This window comes from Streptomyces sp. NPDC002896, from assembly GCF_040295225.1.
Taxonomy (GTDB): domain Bacteria; phylum Actinomycetota; class Actinomycetes; order Streptomycetales; family Streptomycetaceae; genus Streptomyces.
Genome location: NZ_JBEOVA010000020.1, coordinates 131167 through 157046, shown reverse-complemented (window position 1 = coordinate 157046; position 25880 = coordinate 131167). Strand labels below are relative to the sequence as shown.

Sequence of the window (25880 nt, the reverse complement as noted above, 5' to 3'; positions counted from 1 at the left end):
CCCGTTCGCTCCCCTCCGGCGCTTCCTCCACCATCCCGACCCCTGCGTCGGTGACCTGCGTAAACGATCAAGCGGGAACGCCGCTGCGGCTGACTGGGCGACAGATCTGCCGACCCGTCATGTTGCGGGGCTGACGGACTGTCGGTTGCCTCGTGAACGGAGCACAGCAGAGGCGCCGCGCAGTCAGGCCGGACAATGCTCCGTTGGAGGATTCTCATGCGTTACACACACGTCGGTGCAGGTATCGGCCTGGTTCTCGGTGCCCTCGTTCTGCAGGTCCCGGTCGCTGTCGCCGCCGATGGTTCGGATGTACAGATCAACCCATGGAGCGCTTCCCCGGGCTCCACGGTCACCGTCACAACCGAGGCCTGCGGCCCTGATGTGGACTACGGCAAGGGCTGGTCGGAGGTGGGAGGGCAGTTCCACCTCTTCGAGGGCGACTACCCGGGAGAGCTAGTCGGCCAGTTCGAGATCCCGGAAGGGACCAGACCGGGCAGCGACACCATCACCCTCAAGTGTCCACCGCGGATCCAGATCACAGATACGTACCAGGTCACGGGCCGCCCCCCGAGCGGTTCGGTCGGCGCCGGCTTCGGGCCGCCCGAGGACAGCAGCACGCAGCTGGCCCTCGGCGGTGTGCTGGTCGCCGGAGCCGCGGCCGGTGGTGTGGTCATGATGCGCCGCCGGACGAACGCCGACCGAGCCTGACCGCTGCGTCGGCTCGACGGGTGTCGTCCGCCCCGGCTCCCGTCCGACTCGGTCTGAACCGGCCCCTGACACGGCATCGGTCGGGGGCCGCGAGGCCCGCGCCCCGACCCCGCCCCCAACTGATACGAAGCACCCGCCCTGCAGCAAAGGCTCAACCGCGATGGAACCCGGGCACAACACCAGCGCCTCCCGAGACCCGTTCATCCCTTCAGTCGGTCTTCTGGCGTGCGCACTGCTGGCGGGTGCGGTGCTGCTGATCAGCGGGGCATCGGAGGACGGGCCGCCGCAACCCTCGACCGCTCAGGCTTTCGCCCCCTCTGCGGATCCGTCGCCCGACGACGCCGCCTCGTCCGCCGGCAACCCCTCGCCCACCCACCCCGCCTCGGCCCCCCGCACCGCTCCAGCTGCCCATACCTCTTCCGCAACCCGTACCGCTCCGGCCGCCCGTACCAGTCCCGCCACCCGTACCAGTCCCGCCCCTCACCTCGCCGTCCAGCCGCTGCCTCCGGCGAATCCGGTACGGCTCCGCATCCCCGCCATCGGCGTGAACGCCGCCATGACGCGACTGGGCCTTGACGCGAAAGGGGCACTACGGACACCGCCACCGGCCAAACCCGGCCTCGCCGGCTGGTACGGCGACGGCACGGCTCCCGGCTCGGCAGGGACAGCCGTCGCCATCGGGCATGTGGACACACCCACCGGGGCCCCCGGTGTCTTCTACGGCCTGGGCGCACTGCCCAAGGGCGCCACCATCGACATCAGCCGGGCGGACCGGCGCACGGCCGTGTTCACCGTCCGCGCCGTGGAGCTCTACGACAAGAAGAAGTTCCCCAGCAAGAAGGTCTACGGCAGTTCCGGCCGACCCGAACTCCGGCTGATCACCTGCGGCGGCGGTTACACCAAACGCACCGGCTACCAGGGCAACGTCGTGGTGTACGCGACGCTGACCGCGGTGAAGTAGCAGACGCCGACCGGCCGGAATGCCGACCGGCCGGAATGCCCGTCGGTCACGGGTGGTAGAGGCCCCACGGATTCGATGTGGCCGGAGGCTTGGTCGTGGTCGTGGCCGGGGGCTTGGTCGTGGACGGGCGGTCGGTCGCGGTCTCCCCGGCCGCACACGCTCCCGGATCTGCTGGCGGTAGCAGCTCGTACGCGGCGACCCGATCGGACCTGAACGCGATCTCCGCGGACCCGGCGAGAGCCGCCCGGCCGATGTCCTCGGGCAGTTCGGCCTCGGTCAGCGGCTTGCCCACGTATGCCGCGATGAGGACGCCGGTGCAGACGTCGCGTTGCCGGGCGGACAGAGTGGGAGGAAGGCTGAGGCTGTGATCCCTGCGCCCGTCGGTGCGCAGCCGTGTGCGCTGTACGGAAGCCACGTCGGTCCCCGCCGTCGTGAGGGTGAGCTTCCAGAACTCGACACGGACGGTGACCGGTGCACACAGCGGCACGTCGTCGGCAGCGTCCCGTGAGCCGGTCAGCGCGACCGCGCCCTGACGGGTCGTGCCCCCCGGGAACGACACGGTCTGCCGCAGCCATCGGGCCTGCTCCTTCGCCGTCCGGTCGCCGTTCTCCCGGCAACCGCCGGCACCAGAGCGCTCCGCGCCGTCGGCTGTTCCCGAACAGCCGGCGGTCAGCAGCGCGAGAGCCGCCGCCAGTGACGTCAAGGTCCCGTGTGCGAGGCCGGTCCTGGCCATGGTCTCCCCTCGATCGAAGTGTGCTGGACACGCCTCGGTCGGCGCCCGGGGAGCAGTCTTCGCGCACCGTGCCGACGGCCGGGGTGGCGCAGAACGCCATGTCGCCGTTTCGTGATCAACGTCCGGCGCGGTGGCGCGGCGGCTCTCGGGCAGTCCGTCTCGCGGGAGCGGCCCGAGCGGGCGGGCGAGGGGATGAATTGACGATCTGCGCGCCCGATTTCGGCTGTCTGTCGCTGAATCAGGCAGATGGTTGAACGTTTGTCGTCCTCTGTTCACGATTCTCCTGTCAAGTGCCCGGAGGCACGGCTTCGGGTCCCTCTGCGAAGAAGCGAGTCGAGCATGGTGCGTGTCCGTTCGTCCCTGGCGGAGTTGCCTGCCTACGTCCCGGGCCGCAAGGCGCCCGGCGCAGCCGCCCTGGCCAGCAACGAATCCCCGTACGGGCTGCTGCCCGGGGTCGCCGGAAGGCTCGCGGAGCTGGCGGGCGGCGTCTCGCGGTATCCCGACATGGGCGCCACCGCCCTCGTGCGGGCCATCGCCGCGCATCACGGCGTCGAGCCGGACCGGATCGCGGTGGGCGCGGGCTCCTCCGAGGTCTGCGGGCAGTTGCTGCACTCGGTCGTCGGCCCCGGCGACGAGGTCGTCTTCGGCTGGCGGTCCTTCGAGGCGTACCCGATCCTCACCGCGGTGGCGGGCGGCACGGCGGTGAAGATCCCGCTGCGCGACCACACCCTGGACCTCGACGCCATGGCCGCGGCTGTCACCGGCCGGACCCGGCTGGTCTTCGTCTGCAACCCCAACAACCCCACGTCCACCGCGGTCGGCGAGCGGGCGCTGCGTGACTTCGCGGACCGCGTACCGCAGGACGTGCTGATCGTCGTCGACGAGGCCTACCGCGAGTACGCCGACCCGGAACGCGTACCCGATGCCCTCGGCCTGCTGGGCGACCGGCCGAACGTGGTGGTCCTGCGCACCTTCTCCAAGGCGTACGCACTGGCCGGGCTGCGCGTCGGATACTGCGTGGCACCCATGGAGATAGCCGCCCAGGTGCGCAAGACGCAGGTGCCGTTCAGCGTCAGCGCACTCGCCCAGGAGGCCGCCGTCGTCGCCCTCGGCGAGTGCCCGGAGGTCGCCCGCCGGGCCGCGCTCACGGTTGCCGAACGCGAGGGGACGGCCCTGCGGCTGCGGGCGCTCGGCTTCGAAGTGCCGCAGTCCCAGGCCAACTTCGTCTGGCTGCCGCTGGCCGGCGACAGCGCGGACTTCGCCCGGCACTGCCTCGACGGCAAGGTGGTGGTCCGCCCCTTCCTGGGCGAGGGCGTCCGCGTGACGATCGGGCTGCCGGAGGAGAACGACGCGTTCCTCGCCCTCGCGGCGACCTGGAGAGGCTGAAGCCATGCGCCCCGGTCCCTACGAGCGGCATCGTGAGCTGCTCCAGCAGGCGGTACGGGCCATCGCGACCGGTGAATGTCACGCGCCCTTCACCCGGCGGACGGGGCTCGAGGCCACCGAAGCCGGCATGAGGTCGGCACGGACCGCGGGAAAGGTCTTCGGCTCCCTGCGGGGCCGGACCTTCGGCCTCGAGCAGCCGGGCCGGCTCGGCCGGGTGGTCACCGAGTCATCGCCGTACGGCATGGACATGGATATCGGCTACCCGCGCAGCGATCCCGCCGTCCTGGTGTCGGCGGCCGGGTGGGCCACGGCCGGCTGGCGTGCCGCCGGCCCGTACCAACGTGCCGGGCTGGCGCTGGAGATGGTCCGCCGGCTGAACACCCGCAGCCACGAGCTGGCCCTCGCCGTGCACCACACCACCGGGCAGCCGCTCGCGGCGGCGTTCCGGGCCGCCGGGCCGCGCGCCCAGGACCGCGCCCTGGAGACCGTCGCCCACGCCTTCGCCGAGTCCACCCGCATCCCCGCGGACATGCGCTGGGAGACCACCCGGAGGCACAGTCAGCCGCAGCCGATGCGGGGCACCTGCACGCTGGTGCCACGCGGAGTGTCGCTGCTCGTCGGCTGCCCCGACTACCCGCTCTGGAACGGGTATCAGGGCATGTTCGCCAGCCTCGTGACCGGTAATCCCGTGATCGTGGCCCCGCATCCGCGCTCGGTGCTGCCGCTCGCCATCACCGTACGCATCGCCCGCGAGGTGCTGGCGGAGGCCGGTCACGACCCGGACATCGTGACGCTGGCGGTGGCAGAACCCGGCGAGGGCCTGCACCAGCGGCTCGCCACCGACCCGGAGGTGCGGATCGTCGACTTCACCGGCTCGGCGCGCTTCGCCGACTGGCTGGAGCAACACGCCCGCCAGGCCGCCGTGTTCGCCAACCGGACCGGGCTGAACACCGTCATCGTCGACTCCACCCACGACTACCGCGCCCTGCTGCGGGGACTCGCTCTCTCCCTGTGCCTGTGCAGCGGCACGGTCCGCACCACGCCGCAGAACATCCTGATGCCGGCGGCGGGCGTCGACACCGACGAAGGGCACAAGACCCTCCGGGAGTTCGGTGCCGACCTCGGCGAGACGGTGGACCGGCTGCTCGGGCACCCGGCGCGCGTGGCGAAGCTGCTGGGCGCCATCGCGGGCGACACGGTGCGGGCGGGGCTGACGGAGGCCTCCCGGTACGGCGCGGTGGTGCACGCGTCCCAGCGGTTGCCCCATCCCGGCCATCCCGGCGCCGAGGTGCGCAGCCCGCTCATCGTCCGGCTCGGGGCGCGCGACGAACGGGTCTACGCGCGGGAGTGGCCCGGTCCGGTCTCGTTCCTGGTGGGGACCGACTCGACCTCGCACAGCCTGGCGCTCTTCCGGGCCACCGCGGGCCGCCGCGGCGCACTGTTCGCCGCGGTGCACTCCACCGACCCGCTGGTGCTCGCTGCCGCGGAGACGGCGTCGCTGGACGCCGGGGTGCATCTGGTGCAGAACCTCGCCGACGACCTCCCCGCCGATCCGTCGTCGGCCTTCGCCGACTTCCCCGCCGCCGGCGCCCACTTCGTCACCGGGCGGTTCCGGGTGGTGCGGTCCCGGCGCCACGACCCGGCTCCGGATCCGTCTCAGGGCCAAGCCTGGGATCCCGCCTTGGACCCGGCCACCGATCCGGCCATGGTGCAGCTTCCGGACCCCGGTCCCGCCGGTCGGTTGGTCGACGTCTGACCCGGTCAGGCGGTCCAATCGGCCCCGGGCCCCCGCATTTCGTCGAAGACCAGCCAGGTACGGGTCGAGCGCACCCCCGGCACCGCCTGGATGCTCTCCAGTACGACCCGGCGCAACGCCGAGTTGTCCGGCGTACGGACCAGCACCAGGACGTCGAAGTCGCCGCCGACGAGGGCGAAATGCTCGACGTACGGGATCTTGCGCAGCTCGCGCGAGATGTCGCGCCACGCGTTCTGGTCGATCGTCACCGTCACGTACGCACTCGTGCCGAGACCGGCGCGCTGCGGGTTCAGCTGCGCCGTGAAGCCGGTGACGACCTCCTCGGCCATCAGCCTGCCGATGCGCGTGTACGCGTTGGCGCGCGAGATGTGCACCTGCTCGGCGAGCGCCCGGACCGACATCCGGCCGTCCTGGAGGAGCCGGCTCAGGATCTGCCGGTCGATGTCGTCGAGCGGGACGGCAGTTCGTCCGGACACGGGTCTCGGCGGGGAGTCTTCCTCGGACATTTTGTTCTCCCGGCGGTTTCGGTTCGGCAGTTCATCGCCAGTTCGGCCGAAGCATTGAACACATATTTCGTAGTGACGACCATTCTCCTGTCAAGTGTCCAGAGAAAGGCGAGTGCGCTCCATGTCCGTGAAGAGCCTCCGACAGACGGTCCAGGGCTTCCTGCCGTCTCTCACGCCGGTGCGGTTCGTGGCCGAGGACGGCACCCCGGTCAAGCCGCCGGCCGGATACACCGAGCCCCCGGTCGAGGCGCTCCGCGACGCCTACCGGCGGATGGTCCTCGGCCGCCGGTTCGACACCCAGGCGACCGCCCTCACCAAACAGGGGCGGCTCGCGGTCTACCCGTCCAGCCGGGGCCAGGAGGCCTGCCAGATCGGCGCCGTGCTCGCGCTGCGGCCGGACGACTGGCTCTTCCCGACCTACCGCGACTCCGTCGCCCTGGTCACCCGCGGCATCGACCCCCTCGAGGTGCTGACCCTGCTGCGCGGCGACTGGCACTGCGGCTACGACCCGGTCGCCACCCGTGTCGCACCCCAGTGCACCCCGCTGGCCACGCAGGTGCTGCACGCCACCGGCATGGCGGAGGCGTTGCGCCGCAAGGGCGAGGACGGCGTGGCGATGGCCCTCGTCGGAGACGGCGCCACCAGTGAGGGCGACTTCCACGAGGCGCTGAACTTCGCGGCCGTCTTCCGCGCGCCGGTCGTGTTCTTCGTGCAGAACAACAAGTACGCGATCTCCGTGCCGCTCGCCCGGCAGACAGCGGCGCCCGCCCTCGCGTACAAGGGCGTCGGCTACGGGGTGCGCTCCGAGCAGGTCGACGGCAACGACCTGGTCGCCGTGCTCGCGGTGCTGACCGAGGCCGTCGCCCATGCGCGCGCCGGGCACGGCCCCTTCCTCGTCGAGGCGCACACCTACCGCATGGACGCGCACACCAACGCCGACGACGCGACCCGCTACCGCGACGACGAAGAGGTCGAGCGGTGGAGCGCCGCCGACCCGCTCAGCCGGCTGGAGGGATATCTGCGGGCCCGCGGCGCGCTCACCGACGAGGACGTCGCAGCGATGCGGGTGGAGGCAGAGGCCCTTGCCGCGGACCTGCGCGCGGGCATGAACGCGGAGTCCGTACGGGACCCGCTGGAGCTGTTCGACCACGTCTACGCAGAGCCGACCCCGCAGCTGCGCGAGCAGCGCGCCCTGCTGGCGGCCGAGCTGGCAGAGGCGGCCGAAACCGCCGAGACGGTCGCCATCGACGGGACGGTCGAAGCCGGGACCGCCGCATCTGCCGCACTTCAGGTCCAGGAGGACTGACGCATGGCCAAGGTCACGATGGCGCAGGCGCTCAACACCGCGCTGCGCGACGCACTGCGCGAGGACGAACGCGTCCTGGTCTTCGGGGAGGACGTCGGCCCGCTCGGCGGTGTCTTCCGGATCACCGACGGGCTCACCCGCGACTTCGGCGACCAGCGGTGTTTCGACACGCCGCTGGCCGAGGCCGGGATCGTGGGCCTCGCGGTCGGCATGGCGATGGGCGGCTTCCGGCCCGTGGTGGAGATGCAGTTCGACGCCTTCGCCTACCCCGCTTTCGAGCAGATCGCCTCCCATGTCGCGAAGTTGCGCAACCGGACCCGGGGACGGGTCACGCTCCCGATGGTGATCCGCATCCCGTACGCGGGCGGGATCGGCGGAGTCGAGCACCACTGCGACTCCAGCGAGGCCTACTACGCGCACACTCCGGGACTGAAGGTGGTCACCCCGGCGACGGCCGAGGATGCGTACTGGCTGCTGCGCGACGCCGTGGCCGACCCCGACCCGGTCGTCTTCATGGAGCCGAAGAAGCTCTACTGGTCGCGGGAGGAGACCGATCTTCAGCGGCGCGGGGCACTGCCGTTCGGCCGGGCGGCGGTACGGCGCGAGGGCCATGACGCCACGGTCGTCGCGTACGGGCCGTCGGTGCCCGTCGCCCTGGCCGCGGCCGAAGCGGCGGCGGCCGAGGGCATCGAGCTGGAGGTCGTGGACCTGCGGACCGTGGTGCCCTTCGACGACGAGACGGTGACCGCATCGGTCCGCCGGACCGGGCGCTGCCTGGTCGTCCAGGAGGCGCAGGGCTTCGCCGGCGTCGGGGCGGAGATCGCCGCCCGCGTGCAGGAGCGCTGCTTCCACTCGCTGGCCGCGCCCGTGCTGAGGGTCTCCGGCTTCGACATCCCGTATCCGCCGCCGAAGTTGGAGCATGCGCACCTGCCCGGGGTCGACCGGATCCTCGACGTCGTGGACCGTCTGCAGTTCGGCGACGAGCCGGACACCGGGCATCTGCTGAAGGGAGCAGTGGCATGACCACCGGGACGCTCCAGGAGCAGCTGTTCCGGCTGCCCGATCTCGGCGAAGGCCTGACCGAGGCCGAGATCATCGAGTGGAAGGTCGCGGTCGGCGACACGGTGACCATCGACCAGATCGTGGTCGAGGTCGAGACCGCCAAGGCCGCGGTCGAGGTGCCGGTCCCGTTCGCGGGCACGGTGCTGCGGCTGCACGCCGATGCGGGTACGGCGCTGGCGGTGGGGGAGCCGCTGATCACGGTGGGGGCGGGCGCCTCCGGGGGAGACGGCGGGAATGGCCGGGGCGCGGATTCCGATGGCGGGTCCCGACCCTCGGCGGCCGGCGCGGACGCGGGTGGCGGGGCAGGTCCGAGGGCCCCGCTCGCCGACCCGTCCGGGGCCGCCGCGGACAGCGGCGCGTCCCGGGCCGACGGCACGTCCGGCGCGGCCCCGGGCCGACCGGCCTCCGCCGACGCCGAGCGATACCGCGAAGAGGAACAGGCCGGATCCGGCAACGTCCTGATCGGCTACGGAACCGGCCATGGCCCGGCCCCGCGCCGCCGCCGTCGGCGCGGCCTCGCGGCGACGACCGCCGCGCACGGCGCGAGCGCCGGTACCGGCACGGCAGCGGAGGCCCCCGTCGCGGGGTCCCCCGCCTCGCCCGGCCACCACGCCGCGAGCGGCGCGGCCGTCGGGACGTTTGCGGCCGTACGGCTCGCGGCGGCCGGTGCCGTTCAGGCTCCCCGGGTGATCTCCCCTCTCGTACGCCGGATGGCCCGGGAGCACGGGATCGACATCGCCGGGCTGTCGCCCTCCGGCCCCGCCGGGGTCGTTCTGCGACGGGACGTGGAGCACGCCGTCGCAGAGCGGGCCACCACGCAGGCACATCCACAGATGGCAACGAGCCCCGGACCCGCCCCGAACGCCCCCGCCCAGCAGCCTTCGTCGGACCACACCCCCGCGCCGGGCGCGCGCCCGGCGCCGGACGGTCCCGAGCGCATCCCGCTGCGCGGAGTGCGCCGTGCCGTCGCGGACAAGCTCTCCCGTAGCCGTACGGAGATCCCCGACGCCACCACCTGGGTGGACGTGGACGCCACCGGACTGCTGCAGGCGAAAAAGGCGCTGGAGGCCGCCGAACCAGGCCGCCGCATCGGGCTGCTGGCCCTGCTGGCGCGCATCTGCGTCGCCGGACTCAGCCGTTTCCCCGAGCTGAACTCCACGGTCGACACCGAACGCAGGGAGATCATCCGCTTCAGCGAGGTGCACCTCGGCTTCGCCGCCCAGACCGAGCGCGGCCTGGTCGTCCCGGTCGTACGCGACGCCCATCGCATGACGACCGCACAACTGGCCGCCGAACTGGCCAGGTTGACCGACCTCGCGCGGAGCGGCAGCCTGCCGCCGCAGGCGCTGACCGGCGGGACCTTCACCCTCAACAACTACGGGGTGTTCGGCGTGGACGGGTCCACGCCCATCATCAACCACCCGGAGGCCGCGCTCCTCGGCGCGGGCCGCATCGTCGACAAACCCTGGGTGGTGGACGGCGCGCTGGCCGTCCGCAAGGTCATGCAACTCTCCCTCAGTTTCGACCACCGGGTCTGCGACGGCGGTGTGGCCGGCGGATTCCTCCGCTTCGTGGCCGACTGCGTGGAACGGCCCGAGATCCTTCTGGCCGACATGTGATCAGACCCAGCCGCCCCGTCCGATCTTGCCCCGCCGCCAACGCCACCCTGTCAGCCTCCGGCCGCGTAGCGGGACGCGGTGGGCGATGCCGGAGGACACGCCGTTGAAGCGGGACCCCCGGCACGGCCGTGTTCTGTCTGGTCGGTCCCGCGCGGACGACGCTGTTGAAGTTCCCGTGCAGTTGGTGCGTCTGATGCCCCCGCACGACGGGGCGGGTCGGGTCGTCGACTGGCCCGCGGTCGAGCGGGCGTGGGGTGTCGTTTTCCCTTCCGACTACCGGGAGTTCGTCTCGGTGTACGGCGCGGGCACGGTCGGTAACGCCGAGATCGAGGGCGACATGGACGAGGAGACCGAGGCCGCGCGCGAGGAGTGGGAGGACGGCTTCGCCACCCACCCCGAGGGTATGGATCCCAAGTCCGGCGGCCTCGTGGCCTGGGGCGTGGACGCCGCCGGTGACGTGCTGTGCTGGTTCACCGCAGGTGCGGACCCGGACAGCTGGCCGGTGCTGCTGTACTCCCGCCGTACCGACAGGTGGACCCTGTACCGATGCGGCATGGCCACGTTCCTGTGCAAGCTCTTCCAGGCGGAGCTGTACTTGTACCCCCTCTCGTTCCCGGAGCACGTACGGGAGGCCGCCCCGCGGTTCCTGACCCGCGCCGAGGAACGCAGGATCCGGGACTCCGGCACCAACGCCTGGTCGGGCGCGGCCCTGTAGCGCCGCAACCTCCGAGGGCCGTTGCCCGGACCGCGTGTCCGGGCAACGGGCCCTCTGCGCTGCTCAAGGAACGAAGGCGCAACGAAGCCGCCCCCGCCATGCGGAAGTTCGGAAGTGATCTGCGTCACCACAGTCTGGTTCCCCGTGATGTTTGCAGGTCGGGCGGCGCAGTACAGGTCGGGCCGCCTATGTGACGGGTGTGCCTGATGTGGCTTTCTTCCGTGGCCTTGCTCGGGCCTTCTATGGGGTGGATACGTCGTGAATCGTCGTACGTTGCATGCGTACAGACCACTGAGCCTGAAGCGACGGGCATGGCTGACGCTCGGTGCGGTGCTCCTGGGCGGTGGGGGCCTGGTGACCTACGCCGTCGCCAGCCCGTCCGCCGATCCGGGCGCGGGCCGGGCCAAGCGGCCGGTGAAGGTCTACGACCTCGCGCTGAAGGGGTCCGCAAGCGACAAGCGGGAGCTGCCGCGCACGGACACCGAGCAGTTCTCGATGGTCGGCGTCTCCTGGTCGGGCGCCACCAAGCGGCTCCACGGCACGGTGCAGGTGCGCACCCACAGCCGTGAGACCGGCGAGTGGAGCGCCTGGCAGGACCTCGAAGTCAACGTCGACCCGCTGGAGAACCCGGGTCCCAAGGTGCGCGGCGCGTCCGAGCCGCTGTGGGTCGGACCCTCCGACGGCGTCCAGGTCCAGGTCGTCCGCAAGAACGGCACCACCAGCTCGCTGCCCAAGGGGCTCGAGGTCAACCTGGTCGACCCGGGCGTGGTGACCGCGGCCGAGAGCAAGTCCGCCGGCAACGAGGCCGACCCGGCCGCGTTCGTCGCCGAGGAGACCCCCGGCGCCACGACCGCCGCGGCCACCGACACCGCCGAGGCCACCGACTCCGCCACACCGAGCGACGGCACCACCGCCACGCCGACGAACGGCCAGACCACCACATCCCCGGCTCCCACCGACACCACGCCCGCGGCCACCCCGACCGCTTCGGGCTCCGCGTCCCCCTCCACGAGCGCGTCCGCGAGCCCGTCGCCCACCACGCCCACCGCGCCGCCGTCCACCGTGCCCGAACCGCCGATCGTCTCGCGCGCCGGCTGGGGTGCCGACGAGTCGATGAGCCCCGAGGCGCCGGAGTACAACGCGGACGTGAAGGCCGTCTTCGTCCACCACACCGACGGCTCCAACGACTACTCCTGCTCCGACTCGGCGTCGATCGTCCGGGGCATCTACGCCTACCACGTGCAGGTCAACGGCTGGAAGGACATCGGCTACAACTTCCTCGTCGACAAGTGCGGCACCATCTTCGAGGGCCGCAAGGGCGGTGTCGGCCTGCCGGTGCTCGGCGCCCACACGTACGGCTGGAACCGGGAGTCCACGGGCGTCGCGGTGCTCGGTGAGTACACCTCCACCAGCGCCTCGAACGCCGCGCTGACCGCGGTCGCCCGCGTGGCGGCCTGGAAGCTCGGACAGTACGGCGCGGACCCGGCCGGGACCGTCCAGCTCACCTCGGGCGCCAGCCAGACGAACTACTTCGGCACCAGCTTCACGGCGGGCACCAAGTACACCTTCAAGCGGATCTCCGCCCACCGTGACGGCTACAACACCCAGTGCCCCGGCAGCTCCCTCTACGCCCAGCTGCCGACCATCCGCACCTGGGCGTCCGGCCCGGTGCAGGGCCTGAAGACCACCTCGGTCGACGGCGCGAGCCTGTCGGGCTCGACGTACTACACCAAGGGCGCCATCACGGCGCACTGGTCGGCCACCACGCCGGGCTCCCTCATCTCCAAGTTCGAGCTGCTGGTCGACGGCAAGACCGTCGCCACCACCTCCGGCACCGCCACCTCCGCGAGCGCCACGCTGGCCCTGGGCAGCCACACCGTCGCCGTGCGGGCCGTGCACCAGTCCGGCAAGACCGTTACCAGCGCCGCGCTGAACTTCGTCGCGGAGACGACCGCACCGACCTTCAGCACCACCCCGAAGCTGTCCCTGCGCAGTGGCACCGTCAACACCAGCGCCGTCCCGGTGACCCTCGGCTGGAAGGCCACGGACGACAAGGCCCTGCGCGATGTGAAGCTGCTGGCCCCGACCACGGCCACCTTCGGCCCGACCACCACCAGCTCCAGCCGCACCGCCAAGTCCGGCACCGCCACCACCTGGTCGATGCGGGCCTACGACTACGCGGGCAACTACCGCACCTCGTCGCCCTCCTACACCCCGGTGATCCTGCAGGAGTCCTCGGCCACCAAGTCCGGCAGCTGGACGACTCGCTCCTCCACCAGCTACCTCGGCGGCAAGTCGTACTCCAGCGGTTCCAAGGGCGCCAGCCTCACCTGGACCTTCACCGGCCGCTCCGCCGCCTGGGTAGTCTCCCGCGCCTCCAGCTCGGGTCAGGCGTACGTCTACGTCGACGGCACCAAGGTCTCGACCGTGGACCTGAAGTCGTCCACCACCAAGTACCGGCAAGCGATCTGGACCAAGACCTGGTCCAGCAGCGCCAAGCACACCATCAAGATCGTCGTGGTCGGCACCAGCGGCCGTCCCACCATCACCACCGACGGTCTCGTCTACATCAAGTAATCCCAACGCCCCTGTGGGGCAGTACACCTGATGAGTGCCCCCGGTGCACAGCGCCGGGGGCACTCCTGTGTTTCACGCTCATGCCCGTTGATCCGGCGTCTCGCACGTCGTGCCGCGTGTGCTTCCGTCACTGCTGTGCGTCAGGCCGGGTAGGCGTGGGTCTGCGCAGCCTTGTCTTCGGCCCTTTTCCAGCGAGCGGAGATATCGGACATCGCCCTCCGCCTATATAACCGCCTTGCTGGTGCTGTCGCATCAAGTGGTCGGAATGTCTGGTCACTTGACTGACCTTCATTTCGATCACTAGACCTCCGGCCGCCACTGCGTATGCCCTAGACAGGTCCCCTCGGGACGGGTCGGGGAAATTCGGTGGATTTCAACGACCGTTGATGGAAGGGTTTGGCGTGAGTCCCAGATTGGGCAGGGTGCTGGCGTGCCTTGTGGTGGCCGCGGTGACGAGTTCACTGCTGCCGCAGGCCGCTTATGCCGCGTCCGGTTCCGGTGGTGACGGCGAGGGTGTCGTCGACAGCATCAAGGACTGGTTCGCGGACGACAGCAAGGAATTGGACAAGCCGTCCTCGTACGACGAGGCGGGGGTCGCCGAGCGGCAGAAGCTGCCGAAGGGCAAGGTGGCCCCGAAGGCGAAGCGGGTCGCGGAGCTGACTGGCAGGCGCACGGCGAACGCCCGGTTCTTCAAGCTGTCGGACGGGCGGGTGCAGGCAGAGGTGTCGGCCGTGCCGACCGCCTACCGGGCGGGCAAGTCGTGGCGCGACATAGACGCCCGGGTGAAGGCGAGCGGCCGGGACGGCTATCGGTACGCCAACACGACCAACGCCACCAGCAGTTGGTTCGGCAGTGATCCGGACCGGCTGATGCGGGTGGAGTCCGCCGATGGCCACTCGGTGGTCCTGGGCCTGGAGGGCGCCGGGGCGTCGCTGAAGCCCGTGGCGAAGGGCGACACCGTCACCTACCGGGACGCCGTGCCGGGTGCGGACCTGTCGTACGAGGTGGGTCCGGGCCGGGTGAAGGAGAACATCGTCCTGGCTGAACGCCCGGACGTGCCCCTGAAGTTCACGTTCACGCTGGACACCGACGGGCTGACGCCGAAGGCCGCCAAGAACGGTTCAATCGCCTTCTACGGCGAGGGCACCAATCCGGTCCTGGTGATCCCGGCGCCGTTCATGACGGACGCGAAGAGGGACGCGGAGTCGCCGTACGGCACCGCCTACAGCACCGCCGTGCGGCAGAAACTGTCGCGGGACGGCAAGGGCTGGAAGCTGACCGTGGTGCCAGACGCGAAGTGGCTGGCCTCGCCGAAGCGGCAGTACCCGGTCACCATCGATCCGACAATCCAGATCGCTCCGACGCCGGCCACGGCGCAGGACGTGATGATCTCCTCGGACGGTCCGGGGTCCAACTACGACGACAACTGGCGGCTGTCGGTCGGCAACACCAGCACCGGCACCTCCCGGGCGCTGCTGAAGTTCCCGATGACCGGCGTCCCGGCCGGGACGAAGCTGGACTCGGCCGACCTGAAGCTGTACTACGACCAGACCCACACCACCGGCGACACCGAGGTCCAGCTGGAGGCGCACCGGGCGACTGCCGACTGGAGCGAGTCGACCGCGACTTGGAACAACGCCAACGGCATCACCGGTGAGCTGTCGGGCACCTCGGTCCTGGTCGACGACGGGGATGCGGGGACCACGGCTGCGAAGGGCTCGTGGCCCGCGTCGGGGAACACCGCCTACACGCAGTACGCGGTCAACCAGGACTACCTGTACAACAAGGACTCGGTGGCCGGCGACACCTACACCTGGCAGCCGAACCTGCCGGAGGACGGCGACTACCAGGTCGAGGCGCACTACGTCCCGGCCACCGACCGGGCCACCAACGCCCCGTACACCGTCACCTACAACGGCGGCAGCCAGACCTACACCGTCAACCAGCAGGCGGGCTCGGCCGGGGTGTGGAAGACGCTGGGAACCCACCCGTTCAAAGCGGGCACCGCGGGCAAGATCGTCCTCGGTGACGGTCCCGCATCGACGAGTACCGCGGTGCTCGCGGACGCCGTCCGCTTCACCAAGGGCGGGGTGGTCACCAAGCAGCCCTCCGAGGTGAACGTCTGGCACTCCTTCCCGGTGACCAAGACGGTGCAGTCGTGGATCGACGGCACCAACGTCAACTACGGTTTCGTCGTCAAGGCCGGGGACGAGTCCGCCAACGGCCCCAAGGGCGGCCCGCGCTACGAGGGCAGCGAGTTCGCCTACGACGGCGAGAGCGCCAACAACCCGCGCCTGGTGCTGACCTACGGCCGCCCCGGCGTGGAACTGGAGGCGCCCACGACGATCCACGACACAGGTGCGGAGCTGAAGTGGTCGGCGTACACCGACCCGTCGACCGCGACCGGTGACAACATCGTCGAGTACCAGGTGCACCGGTCGATCTACCAGACGTTCACGCCGTCGGCGGCGACCCTGGTCGCTCCGGTCTCGTCGACGTCCACGTCGTACACGGACACCTCGGCGACGCCGACCGCGGCGGACAGTGCGGACCCCTTCGGGCGGGCGTACTACTACATGGTCGCGGTCAAGACGCAGGATGGGCAGGTGATCGGGGCCCCGACGCAGCTGGTGCGGCTGCCCAAGGCGGGCCGCACCACGAAGATCGTGGAGGCGGCACAGGACACCACACTGTCCCAGACGGAGTCGACCACCCCGCACGACACGCTCACCGACGGCGTCGCGCAGAAGTGGCTGGCGGTGGGCAACAACTCGCCCACCTACGGCACCACCCGCGCGATGCTGAAGTTTCCCGCGCTGGACATCCCCGCAAGCGCCCGCGTGCTGGACGCCACCATGCGGCTGTGGGGCACGCAGACCACGACCGAGAACACGGGCGCGGTCTATGAGATGCGGCCGCTGACCCGGGACTTCGACGAGGCGTCGGCGACCTGGGTGAAGGCGAACGCCACCACCAACTGGACCGCGGCCGGCGGTGACTTCGGCGCCACGGTCGCCGACACCGCCCCTGCGATGAGCAACGACCCGGCCCGCCACGACTGGAGCGCCGCGTCCATGGTCCAGAGCTGGGTGACCACGCCCGGCTCCAACCAGGGCGTGCTGCTGAAGATGGCGGACGAGTCGGTGAAGCAGGAGCGCACGGTGTTCCTGTCCTCCGAGGCGCCCGAGAAGAAGCTGCGTCCGCGCATGGTGGTCACCTACATCGACTCCACCACGGAGTCGACGTACTACGCGCCGAAGACCCCGGCCCGGATGACCCCGAACTCCACCTACACGGTCGAGTTCACCGTCACCAACACCACGAACACCGCGTGGGCCGCGGGCGAGCGCGAGCTGTCCTACACCTGGAAGCTGCCCGACGGCACCGACGTCACCAACGGCGGCAACCAGGTCTCCACGGCGATCCCGGCCCTCACGCCGGGTCAGTCGGCCCTGCTCCAGGCGCAGGTCAAGACGCCGATCAACAGCGACAACGGCAACAAGCGCACGGACTACGTGCTCGGCTGGGACGTCCGCAAGATCTCGGACGGCAGCTGGCTGTCGGCCGGCACCGGCGGCATCCCGAGCCTGAAACAGAACGTCGCAGTGGAGGACCCCACCTCCAACAGCCTGGGCCTGGAGAAGTTCTACTCCTACACGGGCAAGAACACCGGTGCCGGTTCGACGGTGATGAACAACCTGGCGTCGGGCAACACCGTGTGGTCCTACAACGCGTTCACCAACCCGGGCCGGGGCCTGACGACCTTCGCCCGCTTCTCCTACAACTCCCTCGACACCTCCGACACGGTCCTGGGCGGCGGCTGGTCGGCACAGCTCGCCGGTCCGATCCGCCTCGGCGCGCCGCTGGACTTCCACCCCAACCCCAGCGCCAACGCGACGGAGATCCGCCTGCCCGACGGTGACGGCACCACGCACGTCTTCACCAAGCAGGCGGACGGCACCTGGAAGGCCCCCGCGGGCGTCCACTACAAGGTGTCGATGAAGCCGGGCCTGGACTGCACCCCGGACAAGGACCCGGTGCCGGACGCCTGGACGCTGCTGCGCCCGGACGGCACGCGGTTCCTGTTCGGCTGCGACGGCTACCTGACGTCGGTCGTGGACAAGAACGGCAACACGCAGACGTACACGTACGAGGAGCGCAAGTCCAACAACAAGCCGACCAAGTTCCTCACCTACATCACCGACCCGGCCGGCCGGCAGTCGCTGACCGTGGAGTACTACTCCAAGGCCGAGGCGACCAGCCCGAAGATCGCCGACCACGTCAAGTCGATCACGGACATCTCCACGCGCAAGGTGACCTTCGAGTACTCCGACCAGGGTCTGCTGACCAAGCTGACCGACGGCGCGGGCTCCGCCCAGCCGAAGGTGTTCGGCTTCACCTACGACGCCACGCAGGGCAACAAGAACGTCAAGCTGGTCTCGGTCGCCGACCCGCGCGGCCACGACACGGCACTGACGTACTACGCCCCGCAGGCCGGTGACGACCCGAAGTACCACTGGTGGACCAAGAAGATCAGCGACCGGCTCGGCGGTGACACCACCTTCGCGTACGCGGCGAACGCCACGAACACGAAATTCACCGACACCACGGTCACCGACGCCGAGAACCACGCGACCAAGTACGTCGCCGACGACTACGGCCGCCCGGTGCAGACCACCAACGCCAAGTCCCAGACCACCAAGATGAGCTGGGACGCCGACAACAACGTCACGTACCTGGAGGAGGACAACGGCGCCAAGTCCGCGTTCTGCTACGACCAGAAGACGGGCTACCCGCTCTGGCAGCGCGACGCGGAGAACAACAAGAACGGCGTCCCGCCCGCCTCGGACTGCGCCCCGGGCACCTACCCCGCCCACGCGGCCAAGTACGAGTACCAGACCCGCGCCGACGGCTTCGCCGCCGACCTGGTCCGCAAGACCTCACCCGAGGGCCGCGCCTGGACGTTCGGCTACGACTGCTTCGGCAACCTGAAGACGGTCACCGACCCCAAGGGCACCGCCACATGGAATGCCGGCACCTGCGCGCCGACCACCAGCGGCTACACCACCAAGTACGACTACGACGCCTACGGCCAGCTGACCAAGGCGACCGACGCCAACGGTAACCCGACGTCGTACTCGGGCTTCGACGCGAACGGGTACCCGGAGACGATCACGGACGCCAAGTCCAACTCGACGCTCTTCGACTACGACGAACGCGGCCAGGTCCTCCACGTCACCGACGCCAACTCCAAGGTCACCACGCAGAGCTACGACACCTTCGGGCGTCCGACGGGCAGCACGGTGCCCAAGGACCAGGCGGCCGGTGACCTGATCACCACGCCCGCCCCGGAGTACGACGCCAACGACAACGTCACCAAGTCCACCTCGCCGGGCGGCGCGGTCTCCACGGCGGTGTACGACGACGCGGACCAGGTCGTCTCGGCCACCGCGCCGAAGGACACCACCACGTCGGGCGAGCGGAAGACGACCTATACGTACGACAAGGCCGGCAACCTCAGGACGACGACGGAGCCGAAGGGCTCGCTGACGACGTCGGACACGACGGACTACGTCACGACGAACAACTACGACGCGGTCTACCAGCTGACCTCGGTGGTCAACGCCAAGCAGGAGAAGGTCTCCTACGAGTACGACAACGTCGGCAACCTGGTCACGGTCATCGACCCGAGGAAGAACGCGACCACGGACGCCACCGACTACACCACCAAGACGGCCTACGACCTGAACCACCGGGTCACCACCGTCACGGACGCGACCGGCAAGTCCACCAAGCGGGGATACGACAAGGACTCGCTGGTCGTCACCACCACGGACGCGGAGAACAACACCACGACCGTCACCTACGACGAGCGGGGTATGCAGTCCGAGGTCAAGGTCCCCTACGAGGGCACCACGACCCGTTCCACCAAGTACGAGTACGACCAGGTCGGCAACGTGACCAAGGTGATCACACCGCGCGGTGCGGCGACCGCGAACGCGGATGACTTCACCGTGCGCACCGCTTACGACGAGCTGAACCGCGTGGTCCGCAAGTACCAGCCCTACGACCCGAACGACACCCGCAACAACAACCCGAACGTCTACACGGAGACCACGTACGACAAGGTCGGCCGGGTGGCGAAGACCTCGCTGCCGCCGTCGGACGGTGAGACCGTCCGCAACGACACGACGTACGAGTACTTCGACAACGGCTGGGTGCGGTCCTCCGCCGACCCGTGGGACATCGCCACCACCTACGAGTACAACGAGCTGGGTCTGCAGACGGCCCGCACGCTGACCTCGGCGGGCGGTTCCTCCAACCGCACGATGACGTGGTCCTACTACCCGGACGGCAAGCTGAAGTCCAAGTCGGACGACGGTGTGCCGGTCGGCAAGTCGGTCGTCGTGGTGGACAACTCCGACACCCAGAACACGTCCTCCACGGGCACCTGGACGGCCGGGAACATCACGAGCCAGCAGGGCTACGACCACCGCACCCACGCGGCGGGCACCGGCACGGACGCGTTCACCTGGACGCTGAACATACCCAAGGACGGCACGTACACCGCGTACGTGAAGTACCCGCAGGTCACCGGCGCCACGACCACCGCGAAGTACACGCTCACCCACGGCACGACCACCGAGCCGGCCGTCACCAAGAACCAGACGACGGGCGCGGGCACCTGGGTCAGCCTCGGCAGCTACTCCCTCAAGCAGGGCGAGGACACCAAGCTGAAGCTGGACCAGAGCAGCGGCGGCATCGCCGTCGCCGACGCGGTCAAGCTGGTCCGCGACAACGCGGGTGAGACCGACGACGAGAAGAAGACCTTCGCCTACGCCTACGACGTCAACGGCAACCTGACGTCGATCGACGACACGTCGTCGGGCACGAAGATCGACGCCTACACGGTCGCCTACACGGGCCTCAACCAGGTCCAGAAGGTCACCGAGGCACTCGCCGGTCAGGAGAAGAAGGCCACGTCGTACACCTACGACGCCAACGGCCTGGTCGACACGATCACCCACCCCGACCAGTTCTCCAAGTACACCTACGACCTGCGCGACCTGGTCGCGACCGTCGAGGTCGGCAAGTCCGCCACGGACACGTCGCCGAAGAGGACGACGTACACCTACACCGACCGCGGCCTGAAGCTGAAGGAGACCAAGGCCAACGGCAACACGGTCGACTACACGTACTACCTCAACGCGGCGCTGAAGACGTCGACGGAGAAGAAAGCCAACGGCACCCTCGTCTCCTCCCACACCTACGCCTACGACGCCAACGGCAACAAGGCGCAGGACGTGGCGAAGAAGATGAACGCCGACAACAACACGGCGTACCTGGAGTCCACCACCGACTACAGCTACGACCCGGTCGACCGGCTGAAGGAGACGGTCAAGACCGGCAACGGCGCCGGCACGGAGACGTACGTCTACGACGACAACGCCAACGTCATCCGGCAGACGCTCAAGGGCACGGAGACGGTCTATGACTACGACCGCAACCGGCTGCTGACCGCGACCACCTCGGGCGTGCAGGCGAAGTACAACTACGACCCGTTCGGCCGCATGGAGTCCGTCGTGGCCGCCGACAAGGTCATCGAGCGCAGCACGTACGACGGCTTCGACCATGTCGTGAAGTCCGAGAAGATGGACGACACGGGCGCGCTGAAGGCGACGACGTACACGTTCGACCCGCTGGACCGCACCGCGTCGAAGTCCGCGGACGGCAAGACGACCGACTTCTCCTACCTGGGCCTGTCCACCGAGGTCCTGGACGAGAAGGTGGCCGGCGAGCTGACCAAGTCCTACCAGTACAGCCCGTGGGGCGAGCGTCTGTCGCAGATCAAGCACAACAGCGACGGCACGACCGAGGAGGGCTACTACGGCTACAACAGCCACACCGACGTCGAGACGCTGACCGACAAGGACGGCAACACCAAGGCGACGTACGGCTACACCGCCTACGGCAAGGACGACGACAGCGAGTTCACCGGCATCGACAAGCCCGACGCCACGGACCCGACGAAGGAGACGTACAACCCCTACCGCTACAACGCCAAGCGCTGGGACGCCCAGTCCGGCACCTACGACATGGGCTTCCGCGACTACAACCCGGGCCTGAACCGCTTCACCACCCGGGACATGTACAACGGCGCCCTCGCCGACATGGGCCTCGGAGTCGACCCGTACACCGGCAACCGCTACGCCTTCACCGGCGGCAACCCGACCAGCCGGGTCGAGTACGACGGCCACATGATCTGTGCCGAGATGGGTGTGTGCGGCAGCGAGGCGTTCCTGGACAACTACTACGAGGACCGCGCGGCCGAGGAGTTCACCAAGCCGGGCGAGGGCGAGTTCTACGAGAACGACACCCCGCTCGACGCGCCCAAGCAGCAGGAGGAGGACGACCGCCCGTTCAACACGGCGAACTGGTTCACGCAGTGGTGGAACCACGAATTCGACATGGCTGGGTGGGCGTACATGAAGGCCGGCGTCCAGGGTCTGCGCAACTACATGCACTACGACGTGGCCGCAGACCTGCTCGACCACTGGCTGGGCGCGTCCGGTGACGCGTACGAGATCGATGCCAAGCGGATGATGGACGACATGCCGTCGTTCCAGAAGCTGATCGACGACCGAGCGGCCGAAGCCAAGAAGTCGGGCGGCAGCTACGACTCCGGGTGGAGCGAGGGCACCAGCGTGGCCGACTTCATGGAGGCCGGGGACAAGGGTGCCGCGGTCCAGGGCTGGTGGTACGCCCTCAACGGGTTCCAGTACCGGGTGAAGAGCAGCGGTGACAACAAGACGATCACCGTCGAGGTCTTCAAGCGGTACAACTGGGGCAACCCGACGGGCGGTGCGCCGCGAGGCAACGTCGGCCTCTTCGAGGAAGTCGACCAGAACGCTCTGGCACAGTTGCACACTGATGGCTTTGCCCAGGACTTCAATGTCTGGGGCACCTATTCGTACCAGTTGGGGGGGTGAGATGCGTTTCCGTGCCATTCGGCGCACGGCCGTGGGCCTGATCCTGGGCATGCTGCCGCTGCTGGCGGTCGCCTCGTGCGGCGAGGAACCGAAGAAGCACTTCCCGGGCGCCTTCCCGGGCACGCACACCGATGTGAGCGCGTCCCAGGCGTTCCGTGACTTCGGCCTCGAAGTGCCGGCGTCGGCGAAGGTCGTCGGGTACTACGCGTGGTCCGAGGACGACACGTACCCGATGGCGGCCGTGCTGCGGATGCCCTGTTCCGCGCTGCCCGGCTTCGTCTCGGGCAGCGGACTGCGCAAGGCCTCCTCCCGGGAGGGAGCAATCGCCGGTGCCCAGGTCTTCGCAAGGGACCATGGGTGGACCGACGACGACGAGGACCCGCGCTACCTGCGGGACCGGGACCGGCCGGTGGGTGTGGTGACCCATCGGACGGGCACGGAATGCAAGGTGTACCTGCACACGTGATCAGCGTGCGGGTACTCGTGGACGTGGTGGTGGTCGCGTCGGTCGTATCGGCCCTCGCGATCACCCCGCGTGTCCTGGCCCGCCGCCCCGACCCGGTCGGGGCGGCGGGCCGCCGCGTCTTCTCGCCGGCCGCGTGGCTGGCGCTGGTGACCGGCTTGGTCTACGTCAACCAGGTGCTGTTCACCGTGTACGTGCTGCGCGTCCACGACGGGGACCCGTCGTTCGTCGCGCGGTATCTGCCCGCCGGATGGTTCGACCTGGCGTCGGCGAATCCCGCCCTGCGGCACCTGGCCGAGGTGTTCCCCGCACCCGGGCTGCTCGCGCCGAGCGTGCTGCGGGTGCAGGCCTTCCTGGAACTTCCCTTCGTCCTGCTGGCGTTCGCGTCGGTGGTGCGCTGGCTGGACGCCGACCTGTACCGCCGGATCGCACGCTCGGCCCTGCTGCCGCTGGCCTCGGTGTCGTACACGTCCGTGTTCTGTCTGGTCGAGTGGGATCTGCGCAACCCGTACACCGTGGACGACGTGCTGATCCGTGCCGCCTCGGCGGTCGTCACCCCGCTGCTGCTCGCCCGTGCGGCGGCCCGCGACACGGGCACGACCCGGGTGCCGCCCTCGGTGCCGGGCCTGTTGGTGTTCGTCGGCTCGCTGGGCGCGCTGGGCGCGCTGGTGCTGGTCGTCTACGACACTGCGCTGCTGTACAACCTGGGCCGCCTGGACGACCGTCTGCCGCTCGCCCTGGCTGCCGGGGGCGCGCTCCTCGTGCTGCGTGCCGTCGCCTCCCGGCCGGCGGCGGCCCGGTCCGCGCCCACGCTGTCCTTCGTGGCGCACGCCCTGCGCCACTGGCTGCTGCTGTTCTTCGTGCCGGCCCTGGCGATCCGCTACGGCCTGCTGTTCGGCACGCCCCGCCTGGCACTGGCCGCGGGCGCTCTGACGGCCGTGGTGGCCAGTGTGCGCGCGGCCCGTGAGACACAGGTCGGCGCCCTCCGGCTGGCGACCCGCGTCGGCTGCGCGGTCCTCGCGGGCGCCGTCGCCGCAGCCCTGGCCCTGCGGGTGACCCCGCCGTCGTACGAGGAGGTCGCGCTGCTGTCGGCCATGGGCGCCTTCCTGGTGACGGGTGTCGTGGTGTGCGGCCTCCTCGACCGAAGCCGGAGGGAGTGAGCTGTCGACCGCGGAGCGAGCGAACTCCGTCGCCAAGTCGTTCGGTGCCGCCGTGCTCTACGGAGCAGCTTCGGTCCGGCCCAAAGTCCCAGAGAAATCCCACAGGGGCCGCCACGCCCCTCCCAACCCGCATTTGCGCAGGTCAGACCGGGCGCGGCGGCTATCTTTCAGAGAACGCTCAGATGTCCCGGAAGATCTCGATCTGAGCGCCCACCGAGTTGAGTCGCTCCGCCAGGTCCTCGTAACCGCGGTTGATGACGTACACGTTCCGAAGGACCGACGTGCCCTCGGCGGCCATCATCGCGAGGAGGACGACGACGGCCGGCCGCAGCGCGGGCGGGCACATCATCTCGGCGGCGCGCCAGCGGGTCGGGCCCTCGACCAGTACCCGGTGCGGGTCGAGCAGCTGCAGCCGCCCGCCGAGGCGGTTCAGATCGGTCAGATAGATCGCGCGGTTGTCGTACACCCAGTCGTGGATCAGGGTCTTGCCCTGGGCGGCGGCGGCGATGGCCGCGAAGAACGGGACGTTGTCGATGTTCAGGCCCGGGAACGGCATCGGGTGGACCTTGTCGATCGGCGCCTCGAGTTTGGAGGGCCGGACGGTGAGGTCCACGAGCCGGGTGCGGCCGTTGTCGGCGACGTACTCCGGGGTGCGGTCGTGGTCGAGGCCCATCTCCTCCAGCACCGCGAGCTCGATCTCGAGGAACTCGATCGGCACGCGGCACACGGTCAGCTCGGACTCGGTGACGACGGCCGCGGCGAGCAGGCTCATCGCCTCGACCGGGTCCTCGGAGGGCGAGTAGTCGACGTCCACCTCGATGTTGGGTACGCCGTGCACGGTCAGGGTCGTCGTGCCGATGCCGTCGACCTTGACGCCGAGCGCTTCGAGGAAGAAGCAGAGGTCCTGGACCATGTAGTTGGACGAGGCGTTGCGGATGACCGTCGTGCCGTTGTGGCGCGCGGCCGCGAGCAGCGCGTTCTCGGTCACGGTGTCGCCCCGCTCGGTCAGCACGATCGGCCGCTGGGGCGTCACCGCGCGGTCCACCTGCGCGTGGTAAAGGCCCTCGGTCGCCGTGATGTCGAGGCCGAACCGGCGCAGCGCGATCATGTGCGGTTCGACGGTGCGCGTGCCGAGGTCGCAGCCGCCCGCGTACGGCAGCTTGAAGTGGTCCATACGGTGCAGGAGCGGGCCGAGGAACATGATGATCGAGCGGGTGCGGCGGGCCGCCTCCGCGTCGATGGCGCCCATGTCCAGCTCGGCGGGCGGCACGATCTCCAGGTCGACCCGGTCGTTGATCCAACGGGTGCGCACGCCGATGGAGTTGAGCACCTCGAGGAGCCGGTACACCTCCTCGATACGGGCGACGCGGCGCAGCACCGTACGCCCCTTGTTGAGCAGTGATGCGCACAGCAGCGCCACACAGGCGTTCTTGCTCGTCTTGACGTCGATGGATCCCGACAGCCGGCGTCCGCCCACCACGCGAAGGTGCATCGGCCCCGCGTACCCCAGTGAGACGATCTCACTGTCCAGCGCTTCGCCGATCCGGGCAATCATCTCAAGGCTGATGTTCTGGTTGCCGCGCTCGACCCGGTTGACGGCGCTCTGACTGGTGCCGAGAGCCTCCGCGAGCTGCGCCTGTGACCAGCCGCGATGCTGACGCGCGTCACGGATGAGCTTGCCGATGCGTACGAGGTAGTCGTCTGCCATGTGGCGCAGGTTATCTCAGATATGAGATGGACACGCGTCGGGGGTGGCATCCGAGTGAGGCTGGTACGCGCGCGGGAGGCGCTTTTTGACGGTCAGTCGGGCATTCGCTCCGCGCAACCGGGGCGCGGCCGAACGGGTGTCGAAGTGTTCTGGTTGTCCCGGTTTGCATCTAATGATGCAGGGGCGTGACGATCCTCGGCCGGAGCTTCAGGGGCGGGTCGCCGGTTCAT

Annotated in this window: 15 protein-coding genes; 12 read left to right on the top strand and 3 right to left on the bottom strand. The window is 69.7% G+C overall.

The window, feature by feature from the left end; all coding sequences use genetic code 11:
• Positions 1–216 precede the first annotated feature (216 nt).
• Positions 217–708, top strand: coding sequence for a sortase (locus tag ABT009_RS31265; RefSeq protein ID WP_351302403.1), 492 nt, complete (start codon positions 217–219; stop codon positions 706–708).
• 160 nt (positions 709–868) lie between these two features.
• Positions 869–1669, top strand: coding sequence for a class F sortase (locus tag ABT009_RS31260; RefSeq protein ID WP_351302400.1), 801 nt, complete (start codon positions 869–871; stop codon positions 1667–1669).
• A gap of 46 nt (positions 1670–1715) precedes the next feature.
• Here ABT009_RS31260 and ABT009_RS31255 read toward each other — a convergent pair whose 3' ends face one another.
• Positions 1716–2402 carry a hypothetical protein gene (locus tag ABT009_RS31255; RefSeq protein ID WP_351302397.1) on the bottom strand — a complete coding sequence of 229 codons (687 nt, stop codon included), beginning with the start codon at positions 2400–2402 and terminating at the stop codon, positions 1716–1718.
• 339 nt (positions 2403–2741) lie between these two features.
• Between ABT009_RS31255 and ABT009_RS31250 the strand changes: the two genes are divergently transcribed.
• Positions 2742–3788 carry a histidinol-phosphate transaminase gene (locus ABT009_RS31250; RefSeq protein ID WP_351302394.1) on the top strand — a complete coding sequence of 349 codons (1047 nt, stop codon included), beginning with the start codon at positions 2742–2744 and terminating at the stop codon, positions 3786–3788.
• A 4-nt stretch (positions 3789–3792) separates the two neighbouring features.
• Complete coding sequence (locus ABT009_RS31245) at positions 3793–5544, top strand: aldehyde dehydrogenase family protein (RefSeq protein ID WP_351302391.1); 1752 nt, start codon at positions 3793–3795, stop codon at positions 5542–5544.
• Positions 5545–5549: 5 nt separating this feature from the next.
• Here ABT009_RS31245 and ABT009_RS31240 read toward each other — a convergent pair whose 3' ends face one another.
• On the bottom strand, positions 5550–6050 hold the full coding sequence (locus ABT009_RS31240) for an Lrp/AsnC family transcriptional regulator (RefSeq protein WP_351302388.1): 501 nt from the start codon (positions 6048–6050) through the stop codon (positions 5550–5552).
• 121 nt (positions 6051–6171) lie between these two features.
• Here ABT009_RS31240 and pdhA point away from each other — a divergent pair, with 121 nt between their 5' ends.
• From pdhA to ABT009_RS31200, 8 genes are all read left to right on the top strand, one after another.
• Positions 6172–7356, top strand: coding sequence for a pyruvate dehydrogenase (acetyl-transferring) E1 component subunit alpha (gene pdhA / locus ABT009_RS31235; protein WP_351302385.1), 1185 nt, complete (start codon positions 6172–6174; stop codon positions 7354–7356).
• A gap of 3 nt (positions 7357–7359) precedes the next feature.
• Positions 7360–8379, top strand: coding sequence for an alpha-ketoacid dehydrogenase subunit beta (locus ABT009_RS31230; protein WP_351302382.1), 1020 nt, complete (start codon positions 7360–7362; stop codon positions 8377–8379).
• Positions 8376–10037 carry a dihydrolipoamide acetyltransferase family protein gene (locus ABT009_RS31225; protein WP_351302379.1) on the top strand — a complete coding sequence of 554 codons (1662 nt, stop codon included), beginning with the start codon at positions 8376–8378 and terminating at the stop codon, positions 10035–10037. Before ABT009_RS31230 ends, ABT009_RS31225 begins: the two co-directional genes overlap by 4 nt.
• Positions 10038–10230: 193 nt before the next feature.
• Positions 10231–10752, top strand: coding sequence for an SMI1/KNR4 family protein (locus tag ABT009_RS31220; protein WP_351302376.1), 522 nt, complete (start codon positions 10231–10233; stop codon positions 10750–10752).
• 297 nt (positions 10753–11049) lie between these two features.
• Positions 11050–13329 carry an N-acetylmuramoyl-L-alanine amidase gene (locus ABT009_RS31215; RefSeq protein ID WP_351302454.1) on the top strand — a complete coding sequence of 760 codons (2280 nt, stop codon included), beginning with the start codon at positions 11050–11052 and terminating at the stop codon, positions 13327–13329.
• Between the two features lie 386 nt (positions 13330–13715).
• Positions 13716–22319 carry a golvesin C-terminal-like domain-containing protein gene (locus ABT009_RS31210; RefSeq protein ID WP_502989996.1) on the top strand — a complete coding sequence of 2868 codons (8604 nt, stop codon included), beginning with the start codon at positions 13716–13718 and terminating at the stop codon, positions 22317–22319.
• Between the two features lies 1 nt (position 22320).
• Positions 22321–22785, top strand: coding sequence for a hypothetical protein (locus tag ABT009_RS31205; protein ID WP_351302373.1), 465 nt, complete (start codon positions 22321–22323; stop codon positions 22783–22785).
• Positions 22782–23942, top strand: a complete 1161-nt coding sequence (locus ABT009_RS31200) for a hypothetical protein (protein ID WP_351302370.1) — start codon at positions 22782–22784, stop codon at positions 23940–23942. The genes ABT009_RS31205 and ABT009_RS31200 overlap by 4 nt, the downstream gene beginning before the upstream one ends.
• A gap of 178 nt (positions 23943–24120) precedes the next feature.
• Here the strand turns inward: ABT009_RS31200 and ABT009_RS31195 are convergent, their stop codons facing one another.
• The gene (locus ABT009_RS31195) at positions 24121–25650 is read right to left on the bottom strand and encodes a UDP-N-acetylglucosamine 1-carboxyvinyltransferase (RefSeq protein ID WP_351302367.1); all 1530 of its coding nucleotides are present in this window, start codon (positions 25648–25650) and stop codon (positions 24121–24123) included.
• Positions 25651–25880: the final 230 nt, after the last annotated feature.

Bases quoted from the DNA above. Each gene is read 5' to 3' on its own strand.
- ABT009_RS31210 (WP_502989996.1), top strand. From the start codon at position 13,716: ATGGAAGGGTTTGGCGTGAGTCCCAGATTGGGCAGGGTGCTGGCGTGC.
- ABT009_RS31230 (WP_351302382.1), top strand. From the start codon at position 7,360: ATGGCCAAGGTCACGATGGCGCAGGCGCTCAACACCGCGCTGCGCGAC.
- pdhA (WP_351302385.1), top strand. From the start codon at position 6,172: ATGTCCGTGAAGAGCCTCCGACAGACGGTCCAGGGCTTCCTGCCGTCT.
- ABT009_RS31260 (WP_351302400.1), top strand. From the start codon at position 869: ATGGAACCCGGGCACAACACCAGCGCCTCCCGAGACCCGTTCATCCCT.
- ABT009_RS31225 (WP_351302379.1), top strand. From the start codon at position 8,376: ATGACCACCGGGACGCTCCAGGAGCAGCTGTTCCGGCTGCCCGATCTC.
- ABT009_RS31265 (WP_351302403.1), top strand. From the start codon at position 217: ATGCGTTACACACACGTCGGTGCAGGTATCGGCCTGGTTCTCGGTGCC.
- ABT009_RS31205 (WP_351302373.1), top strand. From the start codon at position 22,321: ATGCGTTTCCGTGCCATTCGGCGCACGGCCGTGGGCCTGATCCTGGGC.
- ABT009_RS31195 (WP_351302367.1), bottom strand. From the start codon at position 25,650: ATGGCAGACGACTACCTCGTACGCATCGGCAAGCTCATCCGTGACGCG.
- ABT009_RS31220 (WP_351302376.1), top strand. From the start codon at position 10,231: ATGCCCCCGCACGACGGGGCGGGTCGGGTCGTCGACTGGCCCGCGGTC.
- ABT009_RS31250 (WP_351302394.1), top strand. From the start codon at position 2,742: ATGGTGCGTGTCCGTTCGTCCCTGGCGGAGTTGCCTGCCTACGTCCCG.
- ABT009_RS31240 (WP_351302388.1), bottom strand. From the start codon at position 6,050: ATGTCCGAGGAAGACTCCCCGCCGAGACCCGTGTCCGGACGAACTGCC.
- ABT009_RS31255 (WP_351302397.1), bottom strand. From the start codon at position 2,402: ATGGCCAGGACCGGCCTCGCACACGGGACCTTGACGTCACTGGCGGCG.
- ABT009_RS31245 (WP_351302391.1), top strand. From the start codon at position 3,793: ATGCGCCCCGGTCCCTACGAGCGGCATCGTGAGCTGCTCCAGCAGGCG.